At 37.9% G+C, this 11,544-nt stretch carries 8 protein-coding genes; 3 read left to right on the top strand and 5 right to left on the bottom strand.

The window, feature by feature from the left end; translation table 11 throughout:
- Positions 1–278: hypothetical protein (locus H1P_RS09015; protein WP_144866396.1), on the top strand; the 278-nt coding region annotated here is incomplete at its 5' end.
- Between the two features lie 271 nt (positions 279–549).
- Positions 550–1,257: a response regulator gene (locus H1P_RS09010; protein WP_144866394.1), complete on the top strand. Its 708-nt coding sequence runs from the start codon at positions 550–552 to the stop codon at positions 1,255–1,257.
- Positions 1,258–1,317: 60 nt separating this feature from the next.
- Here H1P_RS09010 and hpnA read toward each other — a convergent pair whose 3' ends face one another.
- Both hpnA and H1P_RS09000 read right to left on the bottom strand, forming a co-directional pair.
- Positions 1,318–2,295, bottom strand: a complete 978-nt coding sequence (hpnA, locus tag H1P_RS09005; protein ID WP_144866392.1) for a hopanoid-associated sugar epimerase — start codon at positions 2,293–2,295, stop codon at positions 1,318–1,320.
- Positions 2,296–2,385: 90 nt separating this feature from the next.
- Positions 2,386–2,838: a PPC domain-containing protein gene (locus H1P_RS09000; RefSeq protein ID WP_144866390.1), complete on the bottom strand. Its 453-nt coding sequence runs from the start codon at positions 2,836–2,838 to the stop codon at positions 2,386–2,388.
- A gap of 912 nt (positions 2,839–3,750) precedes the next feature.
- On the opposite strand from H1P_RS09000, the gene H1P_RS08995 reads away from it, so the two are divergent.
- Positions 3,751–5,355 (top strand): TROVE domain-containing protein, encoded by a 1,605-nt coding sequence (locus H1P_RS08995; RefSeq protein ID WP_144866388.1) that lies wholly within the window; start codon positions 3,751–3,753, stop codon positions 5,353–5,355.
- Between the two features lie 411 nt (positions 5,356–5,766).
- On the opposite strand, the gene H1P_RS08990 is transcribed toward H1P_RS08995, so the two are convergent.
- The 3 genes from H1P_RS08990 to H1P_RS08980 all read right to left on the bottom strand — a co-directional run bounded on the left by H1P_RS08990 (position 5,767) and on the right by H1P_RS08980 (position 11,383).
- The gene (locus H1P_RS08990) at positions 5,767–7,125 is read right to left on the bottom strand and encodes a GAF domain-containing protein (protein ID WP_144866387.1); all 1,359 of its coding nucleotides are present in this window, start codon (positions 7,123–7,125) and stop codon (positions 5,767–5,769) included.
- A gap of 1,095 nt (positions 7,126–8,220) precedes the next feature.
- The gene (locus H1P_RS08985) at positions 8,221–8,514 is read right to left on the bottom strand and encodes a hypothetical protein (RefSeq protein WP_144866386.1); all 294 of its coding nucleotides are present in this window, start codon (positions 8,512–8,514) and stop codon (positions 8,221–8,223) included.
- A 247-nt stretch (positions 8,515–8,761) separates the two neighbouring features.
- Positions 8,762–11,383, bottom strand: coding sequence for a TIGR03960 family B12-binding radical SAM protein (locus tag H1P_RS08980; protein ID WP_144866398.1), 2,622 nt, complete (start codon positions 11,381–11,383; stop codon positions 8,762–8,764).
- Between the last annotated feature and the right edge of the window lie 161 nt (positions 11,384–11,544).

Raw genomic sequence — 11,544 nt, 5'->3', positions numbered from 1 at the left:
AAAAAAAACAAGAGCGAATGCGTGATGTTGTTTTATTACTAAAACAGTTGGTAGAAAGGGAAGAAATCACCTTAAGATTAATTATTGACTGTCTTTATGATGTAGGTTTGGTAAATTTGGTAAATAAAAAGGTTCGCAATCGTCATTTAAATCGTTGCTTAAAAGCGATCGCTACAATGCCCAAACCAATACTTAGAGTATTCGCATTACGCTGGGTTAAGAAGAATGTACCTGGTTTGGTAGCTAATTGGTTAGAAGGACAAGTTTCTTTTAAGTAATAACTCTGGTGATTTAGGACTTTAAAACTGCCATAATTAGATTACCAATAATTACAAAGTAAATTCATAACCCAAGATAATAAAGCCGTATTTAGAAATAAGTTTTGCCGAAATAAAATTGTAATGCTATACAAGAGTATATCTGGCTCTTTTCTTGGTAAGTAATTGCCTGTGGCAATTAGCTAAAAAAAACTATTATTATTTGGTTTTAGCAAGCAAAAATATCCGTATAAACAACTAAAAATATATTACAAGCTATAATTTTAGATTAATGAAAAGAAAAATTTTAGTTATTGAAGATGAACGGACAACTCTCAATAGTATTGTTGAGTTTTTATTGAGTGAAGGCTTTGATGCACTAGGAGCAGAAAATGGTCGTGATGGCATTGAATTAGCTCAAAAACACCTACCAGCTTTGATTATTTGTGATATTTTGATGCCAGAATTAGACGGGTATGATGTTTTAACCTACCTACAACAAGACACAGAAACCGCAGGTATTCCTTTTATATTTTTAACCGCAACCACAGATAGCTCCAGTTTTCGCTTAGGTATGGAAATGGGTGCTGATGACTATTTACGTAAACCTGTCACCAGTGCAGAATTAAGGGCAGCGATCGCGAGTAGGCTGAGAAAGCAGGAAGCTACCATACAAAATTATAGTATTACCGATCTGCCAACTTCAGATATAGCGGATTCTGACCCAGAACAGTTAAGAGAATATAGTAACGCTCAAAGCTCTTTATTTCAGTTTCTTTTAGAAGGGATAAAACCGTCAATTTCTCGTCTTAATCAAGAAATGTCAGAGTTTAGAGAAACCCTTACCGAATCGAAGCAACAAGAACATTTAGATAACTTAGAAAAAGAATTTGCTCGTTTACTCTCGGTAGTTAACCAAGTATCAGAGTTACATAAGATATTAACTCCTGAAAATACGAAAATTTTAAGCCAATTCGATTTTTTTGAAACAAAGCAATAAGATAAAAGAGCGACAAATTATGGTTAGTGGTGGTTATGATGGCAAAATCTCAGTTTGGAGCTATGGTATTGATTGTTGAAACCAATGAACAGCGTTTTCTAATGCCATATCAATAGAGGATTGAGGTAAGCCTAACTGAGTAACTGCTTTATCTGGGTTATAAAACATTTTTTGCCGTGACATTCTAACTCCATCAAGAGAGATACTGGGTTTTTTACCCAAAGATGCCAGTATTTTTTCATCTATCCAAGCAACAGCGTAGGGAATCCAATAGGGAATTTGATTTTTGGGTGCTTTTAAGTCTGTAATATGAGCTAATTTATGGAGAATTTGTTTTAGAGTTAAGTTTTTATTCCCTAAAATATAGCGATCGCCCGTTCGTCCTTTTTCCAAGGCTAATAAATGTCCCCAAGCAACATCTTGAACATCAATCAGATTTAAGCCAGTATCCACATAAAAAGGCATTTTACGACGCAAGAAACGTACTATTATTTCTCCCGTAGGAGTGGGTTTGATGTCCCAGCCACCGATTGGAGTAGTTGGATTAACAATTACAATGTCCTGTCCTAATCGAGTAGCTGAGATCGCCTCTTGTTCAGCATAATATTTAGATTTTTTGTAGTATCCAATTAGTCTAGCTACTGGACTTTGATGGGTTTCATCTACAGATTGACCATTTTTGCCGACTCCGATAGCAGCTACAGAGCTTGTATAAACAGTACGCTCTATATTAGCTTTTCTGGCACATCTGAGAATATTTCGTGTACCCAAAACATTGCTGTGGTGGAGTAAATGGCGATCGCGTTGCCATAGAGAATAACAAGCTGCGACATGAAATAATACCTGACAGTCTTGCATTTTAGAGGTAAGCCCAGGGTCGTTTAAATCTCCTTCAACAAGCTCCACATCTAAAGATTGCAGATTATATAAACAACTATCAGGACGTACCAAAGTTGTTACCTTATAGCCTTGTTGTAATAATAAACGAGCCAAATTAGCACCAATAAATCCAGTACCTCCTGTAAGAAAAACACGCATCTTAAAAATTATGTATTTTTACAACCAACCACCAAAAACTAACAACTAACAATCCCAACAGATTAATTTTATTAGCTTAATCACTTAAATTTACTTATTCACGGATTTAAGGCGAGTTAGTTTGAGATTAAATTTACCACCACTGGTTTCTCCAAAAGCGCGAACTCTTACTATGTAGTTACCATTTTCGGCAATGCGAGAAAATAATAGAGAGTTAGTTGAACCATCAGGACCATCATCATTTTCGGCTACGGTAGAGCCATCTTCAGCAATTAGCATCAGCATTGTATCAAACTCATCAGAAGTGAGATCGATCGCTACTTGATCGCCTTTTTGTAGTTCCACATAGTAGTCGCGAGCAAAACCACCTTCTCCTGTGGGGATATCTTTTTCTGTGAGAGTATCCGCTATTTCTTTATCTGAAGCTATCGATGTCGGGTTATAAAGTCTTAGTTGTGCTTTTGCGGGAAAAATAGCGATCGCATTTACCGCAATTCCCGTAGCTATCAAAAAAAACCAACGTCGAGTAGATACAGTAAACATAAAACTCAAATTTAACAACTGAAGACCTGATTAAATTATATTATCTTCATTAAAGATCGATTTTAAGCAGATATCCTCAGCAAATTTTAATTTGTTTTTAGAAGTAACATCAAATACGTAATTGTACTTAAACCATCGTGATACGATCCTTTCAAGTATTGACTATCAGACAGAGAGTTGTAAAAAGAGACAGTGGATAAATAAGTTGTTCGGTTGATAATTGGGTTAGTGTTTGCTGTTTTTGGCTTGTTCAACTATTTCGGTAACGTTACAGAAAATTCTATTGACTTTTAGTAACTTAAGATAGACAGCGAGTCCAAATGAACCCGAAACAAGAAGTTGTTTGAGATCTGCGATCTCGAGAGCCAATGATATCTCAACAAGAGGGTTTAGACTTAGAATAAAAAATTAGACAGGCTTTTCAAGTCAGTATAGGCATTGTAATTGGTTCAATTATTGGTAATGTGATTGAGGTTTTCTTCGCTGCGATCGCTACTAACATTTTCATTTATGCTACTTGGGGGGAATTTTTGGCTAGTTAAGTTAATAGTTATGAATTACAAAAGAACTCTTAAGTAACAATATCGATAAATTAATGCTCCCTAAATCCCCCAAACCTCTTCCGAACCTCTCCTAATCGGATTTAATATTATTCACTTTTTACTCACTTTGGCTAAATGTAGCTGTGAGTAAGGCTTCGACTTTATGTAGTTATTTTGTAGTATAATAATGTTACTGGTTCAAGTCCCACTCCGTCGATTGGTGGGGTTAACCACCAAACCAAGTCAATTTTAGTGAAAGTTTTAAGCTCACAGTCATTCAATTAATCTTAAGCTTGAAAGGCTAATAGCTGATGGCTAATAACTAAAAACACATTTAATTAATTTGCCCGGTTGAGGGCTGGAGGTAATAATGAATTACCGTTTTTTCACCAACAAAAATAAAACAACACCCCAATCTCAACCCCTTCCAGAGCGAGAAACTGAGATGATTCAAGGTCGCTCTGGCGGTTGGATGTTTGATGCGGGTGTTTGGCAAATGTTACGGCGTTGTCTGCTTATTGGGACAGCCCAAAGTACTTACTATGCCAATAAAAGAGAATTAACCGAAGACTTTATCAACGTTATCAAACAAGCTATTAAGGAAAATCCTAGTCGTGTAGCCGAAGAAATTGTCTATGCTAGCGATGGACGCTCTATTAATAATAGTGCGCCGATTTTAGCTTTAGTATTGCTTTCTATGGGAGAAACACCAGAAGCAAAAAGAGCTTTTCGGGAAATTTTTCCCCAAGTAGTGCGTACTGGTAGCCACTTTTATGAATGGTTAAATTACACCAAGTCTTTCAGAGGTTTTGGTAAAATTATTCGTGAAGTGGGTACAGCATGGCTATCTCGCGATGATGTTAAGGGTTTAGCTTATCAATTACTGAAGTACCAACAACGCCACGGCTTCCAACACCGAGATATTCTCAGACTATTTCATGTTAAACCACCAACAGTAGATCACGATCGCTTATTCAGTTGGGTGGTTAATGGTTGGGAAGGCTTACCTAGTGAAATTCCTTCGGAAGCTTTAGCGCAAATCTGGTGGTATGAATGGTTAAAACGCAATCCTAACCGCACCCATGAAGCTATTATCAACGGTCGTTTGACTCATGAAATGGCTGCCCCTGTGGGTAAAATGGATCGGCAAGCATGGCAATTATTGTTTAATGAAATGCCTATCGGTGCTATGTTGCGTAATTTGGGTTCTCTGACTCAATTAGATGTGTTACGTGTTGATAGTGTCGAAAATCTCGACCGTTTGGAAAATGTTTTAAATAACCAAAAATATCTCCGTCGGGGACGTATTCATCCTATTGATGTTTTAAAAGCTCTCAAAACCTACAAATCTGGCGGGAGAGTGGGACGAAGTAAAAAAACTTGGACTCCTGTTTCCCGCATTGTGGATATTCTAGAAAAAACTTTGGAATTATCTTTTGAAACGGTAGAGCCTACTAATAAGGTGTTTCTCCACGGGGTTGATATCTCTGGCTCAATGTCTAGCTATGTGTCCGACTCTGTGGGTTTAACTTGTTGTGAAATTGCTACTACTATGGCTTTAGTAACAGCTAAAGCCGAGAAAAACTATGCTATTCGTGGTTTTTCTACAAAATTTATTGATTTGGGTATTTCTCGCCGAGATTCCTTTAGTTCTGCTCTCAAAAAAGCTCGTAGCCATAATTTTGGTGCTACTGATGCTTCTGTAGCTTATGACTGGGCGATTAAAAATAAATTCAAAGCAGATGTTATTTGCTTTTGGACGGACTGCGAAAGTTGGGCTGGACGCAAACATCCCAGTGTAGCCTTGAAAGAGTATCGCCAAAAAGTTAACCCTAATGTTAAAGCTGTTTATGTCACTTTAACACCCTATAAAATTAGTTTGGTAGACCCCAAAGATGATTTATCTTGGGATTTAGCGGGTTTCGATCCTGGTGTACCTCGTTTGGTTCAAATGTTGGCAACAGGTCAAGTTTAGTGACATCTAAAAATGAGGAAAGAAGGATGAATTATGAAGAGAATAAGGATAAAATACCTGCTTTTTCTTAAATAATCATCTACGGTGAATCTTTCCTCATCGCTTACTTAATTTAACTAATCGTATCATTATTTATTTCATACCTCCTCGCGCGTTTCTCAGTCCACGACATTTGATGTCTTCTCAAATGCTTGCCCTAAAGGATTCCTAAAGGATACACCTTCGGACGACGCGAAGCTAGTGCCGTGGCATAACCGCTCCGCATATGACGGAAGTTTGCTAAGCCTTCCTCGTGCTATGCTTGCTCTTCAACACCGATTTTATTATGTCTTTAACTCATCTCATCATCGATATTGTAAATCATTCTTTTTATGAGACTGTCGAGTGATTTTTTTTGCTGGCTAAAATTATTTAGAGAATGTTGTAATCATTTATGTTTAAGATTAGTTTTTTTACGAAAATTTGGATTAGCTTAGTATCTTTTTTGGTTTGAATAGAACTGTTTTGACTAATTAAATTGAATTCTCTGTCTAATAACTTATTGAGATTATTAATTTCTATTAAACTATTAGATGTTATTTTGATAGGTTCTTGTATTTCTTTAATTCCTAATTTAACTATTTCTAACTTCTTTTTAGTGTCATTTAAACCAGATACATCAAATTTAATTAACTGTAGTTTTTCTAGTATCTTAGTTTTTGATAAACATAAACCTGCTTGGAAAGCAATTTTTTCCAGACAATCAACATCTTCTGGCTGCCATTCTCGAAACTGAAAACATTGATGGGCAACTAGTAAACCAAATATCTTACCATTATCAAGATTAATTGGTACTACTAGATTAGCTTTTACGCCAATGTTCTCTAAATTTTCTATGTAGCAAGGGGTCATTCCCGCTTCATAGATATTGTTTATTGCTCTTACTCTTCCGTCTTGATACTTTTCGCGATATGAATGCTCTAAACAAGGGTCTATAATGATTCTGCCCAAGATGGGTGCTAAAGAAGGTAAGGTAGACTCAGCGACAATTTTCCCAATATTTTCATCTTCTAAACCATAAGCGACAACGCGATCGCATTTTAGCAATTCTTTGGCTCGTCTGGTTGCCAATTGCAATACTGTATTGGAATCTTGCGCTGCGTGAATTTCTTTGGTAACTTCTTCTAATGTCTCTTGACATAGCTGAAGTTGTTCTATTTGAGAAGATAAATTTTGATATTGCTCTTTTTCTGCTATTTGCTCCATCGTCCAATCAGCAATTTGTAATAAAAAGTCTACCTCAGACTGTTGCCATTGACGAATTTGCGAACATTGATGTACTACCAGCAATCCTAAAAGTGAAGCATCTCGATCGATTAAAGGTACAACCAAATTAGCCTTAACCTGGATTCGTTCTAGATTTTCAATATGGCAAAAACTCATTCCTGCTTTATAGATGTCTGCAACGGCTCTGACACGACCTTTTTGATACTTTTCAATGTATCCTGATTCAAAACAAGCATCTTTAATAATTGAACCCAGAATTTGAGCATATCCAGAAGTTACGGCTTCTGCTATGACCTTACAGTAAGAATCTGATTGCAGACTGTAAACAACTACGCGATCGCATTCCAGGACTTGGTATATAATTTCAACACTAATCTGGAAAAGCCCTTCTTTTGTTTCGATCTTACGTAATTTTTGAAAAATATTAGCTAGTAGATTGTTACTACTATTGTTAGATTGAGATGCACTATGAATCATCGTAGAGATTGAAGGCTGAATGGTCATAAAAATATTGGTTACTGTTAGTTACATGAGAAAATTGTTGTTTTTACGATAGATTACCGAGTATTTTTTATATACTTCAAGTAATAATTTGATAGTACAAATAGAAGGCTTACGTAAAATCACTTAATATTTTATCCTACATTTTGTAATTGGGGGGGTACAGAGTAAACAAATCAATCTAATTTTTAGAAAATTGATGAAAAATTGATACTCAGTAAATAGACTTTTTCTCAAAAAAATCAAGAACTAAAATTAAACCTTTTGTGTTTGACCTTTTTTTGTCCACTTCGGTTGACGGGTCTTAACAATAAATTTAATTTTATCTGAGTATTTATTGTGAGTCGATTTATACAATTTTGAGAGTATTATTACTTGTAATTACTCAAGTATTGTAATTGAAATATGGAAAAAAATTACTTAATAACTACCTAAGTAAAAACAACTAAGCTCCCATGCATAAATAATTACACAGTTCTAGTTTTTATCTTAGTATTCCTCTTGTACTTCAGAGAGCATCGCAATTTTCTTGTCTCTTGCCTTGTATCTGTTAAATTTATCTTCTTAAAGCTCTAAGCTAGGAGCTTCGCTTGCTAATAGCTTTGTACTTGACGGGAGGAAATGAGAGAAGACCCCCTAAAGGGTTCGTTAGTTGCTCATTGAGGGAAACCCAAGGGGCTGATTCTGTCTTCTGAAGGCAGAACTCTTCTGCCCCGCCCAAGACCGCACTAACTCACGAAGTCAGAGGAAGCCCCGTCTTTTCAAGGCGGGGTCTCTCTGACCGCGTCGCCGTCAGGCGTTTATACCCGTCGCATCTTCGTGTTGATCCCCATCGCATTTGGGGGCAAGCGTCCGACTTAAACTGCGCGGGAAACCCACGCAGTCGCGGACTTGGGAATGCTTCTCGATGCGGTCACGGAAAAGCGCGCATATTCCATTTATCCTCGAATGGGGACTCCCGCGTTGACAGCTCTTCCAGCAATCACGCTACTGAGTTCAAGACGATTACGCCTTTGCGTTGTCTACAATCGAGTAGGGTCGTCTACCCTGTTTGATCGGCAATCGCGCTTATAGCTTATAGCTTATAGCTTCGCTCCTTTATAACCAGGTTGCCACAGAGCGCAATTCTGGAGGTATTGGAGTATCTTCAGGAAATTCTAGAGTAATTTCGCGATCGCCTAAATATCCCGATTCGGCAAAAGATAAGAGCATTCTGGATAATGCCACCCAAACATCGCGATCGTATTCCCAATCTTTACCTCTGGGAGTATAACAAGAGATCGATTTTAATGCCCAAAAGTAACTATTTCGCACTACCGATCCGCCTTTTTTGTAAGGAGGAAGATCGTCGTAGCAAATTAAAAGAATGTCATCTTGAAGAGTAACTTTCATAATTGAGGAACGAAAAAGGAACGAGGAGGAATAAAAGTATCATTGTTTCGACTCCCCTTAACCTCATAAGATACTGTTGGCGAATTAAAATCAAGGTGATTAAAAGACATCAAAGTAGTGGCAATTCATGAATTGCCACTACAAAATTAGCATCCTGTACTTAAACTTAAATTAAACTCATAAAATCGATTTGCCTACAGCATCTTGTAAGCTCCCCTTAGCTCCCTATCTTCCTCTGCTTCTTGGCTTAAGAATTTAAGATCAGTTGTTGACGATGTACTTGTAGTAGTTCAAATTCTTGATCTGCTACTTTTTCTAACATATAAATAATATTGTCGGGAGATATTTTGGTACCGTCATTACGACAGCTACCAAGATAGCGTAAAACTACAGATTTATCTGGTTGAATAGTTTCTATTTTTAAAGAAAACAAACGATCGCATAAGTTAACTTGTTGTTTTCTTCCTTTTTTAGTGGTTTTTTCCCAAATAATTTCTGAGCGAGTTTTCATAGTTTCAATCCATTGTTGCCAATTTTCAGGGCTATTATTTTCGCTAGTGGTTACAGTGATTAAGTATTCTGCTTGTTCTAAAATTTGAGTTGCAGAGGGTGATTTAACACCAATTTCTTCAACACGATAAATAGGAATTCCTGAAGGTAGCTGAGCCGTTAATTTATTTTTAAATTCCTCTAACTCAATATCTTCTTTCAGTTCAAAATCGGCAATTTCCCCGCTACTGGTAATACCTAAAGATAAAGCATTAGCGATCGCAATACGAGGGCCAGGATGAAATCCCCCAGTAAAGGAAATAGGAATGGCAGCACGACGGATAGCGCGATCGAATAAACGAACCAAGTCCAGATGACTAAGTAAGCGCATTTCTCCTTTTTTCCCAAACCAAACTCTCATTCTTTGTTCTTTGTGAATGTCTGGTTTAAAGTGCCCTTCAAAGTTGGGTATGGGCGGTGCGGGGACTACAATATTATGACCGAAATCTGTTCCGCAAATACCACAATGGGAACAACCTTCAAAGGCACAGTCTGGTACTGTTGCAGCGTCCAAAGCTTTTTGAAGGTCTTTTTTGAGCCATTCTTTATCAATACCCGTATTGAGATGATCCCAAGGTAAGGGTGCATCCAAAGCATCGTTTAACGCAACTTCTGTTTCTATTCCTTGTTCCTCAATCCTCTGTCCTTCTTCCTTAAATAAGTTCCATTCACCGTTTTCTACCTGACGATATTTCCAGGTAAGATCGGCTTCAGCGATCGCTTGTTCCCAAGCTGCAAAGGCATTATCTAAGCTTTCCCACCAGGAATCCATACCTGCGCCTAATTCCCAAGCGCGACGCACGACACCTGCTAATCTGCGATCGCCTCTACCGACAAAATCTTCCATAGCGGAAATACGCACATCGGTATAGTTAACCTTGACTCCCCTGATACGGCGAAATTCTTCTCTGAGTAAATCTTGCTTACGTAAAAACTCGCTAGTAGATACGGAATGCCATTGAAAGGGAGTATGAGGCTTGGGAGTAAAGTTAGAGATTGTGATATTAAAGTTGAGGCGTTTATTGCTTAGATTGGCACATTCTCTGCGTAACCAGCGTACTGTTTCAGCAATACCCAACACATCGACATCGGTTTCTCCTGGTAAACCAATCATGAAATAGAGTTTTACTTTGCTCCAACCTTGTTCAACGGCGATTTTAATTCCTCTTAATAATTCTTCGTTGGTTAAGCCTTTATTGATGACATCTCGCATTCTCTGTGTACCAGCTTCAGGAGCAAAGGTTAAGCCAGATTTACGCGTACCACCGATGATCTTAGCGATATTCTCATCAAATCTATCTACCCGTTGACTGGGTAAAGAAAGGGAAATATTCTCTTCTTGAAGACGGTTTTTGATTTCCATACCTACCGCAGGTAAAGCTAGATAATCGGAGCAGCTAAGAGATAATAAAGAAAACTCGTTGTAACCAGTAGTCCGCATTCCTTTTTCAATAGCATCTACTACTTTTTCAGGTTCTACGTCTGTTGCAGGACGAGTTAACATTCCTGGCTGGCAAAAACGACAGCCACGGGTGCAACCTCTTCTAATTTCTACTGTCAAGCGATCGTGTACTGTTTCGACATAGGGAACCAAGCCGATAGAATAGGCAGGAATGGGGGTAGCTACGCGTCGTAAAATTCTCTTGGGTACATCATCTCGATTAGGATGTACCGAGCCATCTTCTGACATATCGTAAAATTTTGGCACATAAACCCCTGGAACTTGGGCTAAATCAAGTAATAACTCTTCTTTACTTAATCCTGCTGTTTTTCCTTCTTCTAAGACAAAACCAATTTCGGGTAATAATTCTTCTCCATCACCCATAACCAGAAAGTCGAAAAAGTCTGAGTATGGTTCGGGGTTAGAAGTTGCAGTTTGTCCCCCTGCAAAGATTAAAGGGTAATCCCCTTGTTCTCTTTTCTGCCAAGTGAGGGGAATCTGAGCTAGATCGAGCATTTCTAGGATATTAGTTGCTCCTAGCTCGTAACTAAGGCTAAAGCCTAAAATATCAAATTCTTGTAGCGATCGCTTTGATTCTAAGGCAAATAAAGGTGTATTGGTGTCTCGTAATTTAGTTGCTAAATCTTTCGCTGGCAGATAAGTGCGATCGCAAAGTTGGCGAGGCTGGGCATTGATAATATTGTAGAGAATAATATGACCCAGATTGGAAGCACCTACCTCATAAACTTCGGGATAGGTTAAAACCCAACGGATAGTAGCCGAATCCCAAGGTTTATGCTTCGCTCCGAGTTCTTTTCCCAGATAACGAGCAGGTTTATTGATTTCGGGGGAAATTAGTTGGTCAAAGGCGATCGTCACAGCAGGATGCTCCTCGTACTTTTTTGTAGTGGGACTAGCATCTTTTAATATACTGGACAAAGCCTTTGCTCAGCATTAATCAGAATATTTTTCCAAAAACTCATATCCTGTAAAGTGAGCAGAATTAGCTCTCAGTTCTTGAGGTTTGCTCACCTTACTTT

The sequence above is a fragment of the Hyella patelloides LEGE 07179 genome, from assembly GCF_900659865.1.
GTDB classification, from domain to species: Bacteria; Cyanobacteriota; Cyanobacteriia; order Cyanobacteriales; family Xenococcaceae; genus Hyella; species Hyella patelloides.
This window is presented reverse-complemented; position numbering and strand designations above follow the sequence as displayed.